Below are 697 nucleotides of genomic sequence, written 5' to 3'. Positions count from 1 at the left end.
GACCATCATCGTCGAGAACAAGCCCGGCGCCGGCGACCTCGCGCGTGCCCAGCATGCTGCCGGCGCCGGGCTTGTTCTCGACGATGATGGTCTGGCCCAGTTCCTTGGCGAGCTGCTGGGCCAGGCTGCGGCCCAGCGCGTCGGCGGTGCCGCCGGCGGTGAAGGGCACCACCAGCCGGATGGGCTTGTCCTCCGGCCACGCGGCCCGCGCCAGCGTCGAGAGGCTGGCCGCGCAAACGAGCCCGATCAGTTTCAGCAACAGGATTGCCGGTTTCATGTCTGTCCCCTTGTTGTGCTTGGGCGCGCGGCCCCGCCGCGCCGCCATTGCCGATGCCGGTCTACGCCTGCTCGAACTGGTTGAAGGCTTCCAGCGCGCGGGCCGAGTACACATAGGCCGCGCCCGCGTTCAATGCGATGGCCGTGCCCAGCGCCTCGGCGACTTCCTGCTGGCTGGCGCCGGCCTGCCTCGCGGCCGCGGCATGCGAGGAAATGCAGCCGTCGCAGCGGGTTGTCACCGCGACGGCCAGGGCGATGAGTTCCCGGGTCCTGGCGTCCAGGGCCTGGCCCTCGCCCAGCGCCCGGTTGAGGCCGCCGTAAGCCTGGACCACGGCGGGATTGGCCTGCGCCAGGGCTTTGGCGCCTGTCCGCAAATTGGCCAGTTGATCCGTCCAGTTGTTCATCATGGTGCTTGCTCCTG

2 protein-coding genes are annotated in these 697 nt (G+C 69.9%); both read right to left on the bottom strand.

The window, feature by feature from the left end:
• Positions 1 to 277, bottom strand: a 277-nt coding sequence (locus KDH83_RS31055; RefSeq protein ID WP_249205472.1) for a tripartite tricarboxylate transporter substrate-binding protein, incomplete at its 3' end; no start/stop codon positions are given.
• 61 nt (positions 278 to 338) lie between these two features.
• Positions 339 to 683: a carboxymuconolactone decarboxylase family protein gene (locus KDH83_RS31050; protein ID WP_212322945.1), complete on the bottom strand. Its 345-nt coding sequence runs from the start codon at positions 681 to 683 to the stop codon at positions 339 to 341.
• Positions 684 to 697: the final 14 nt, after the last annotated feature.

The organism is Achromobacter sp. Marseille-Q0513 (assembly GCF_018195695.1).
Taxonomy (GTDB): Bacteria; Pseudomonadota; Gammaproteobacteria; order Burkholderiales; family Burkholderiaceae_B; genus Achromobacter.
This window is presented reverse-complemented; position numbering and strand designations above follow the sequence as displayed.

Coding starts and splice junctions, on each gene's coding strand:
- KDH83_RS31050 (WP_212322945.1), bottom strand. CDS start 683: ATGATGAACAACTGGACGGATCAACTGGCCAATTTGCGGACAGGCGCC.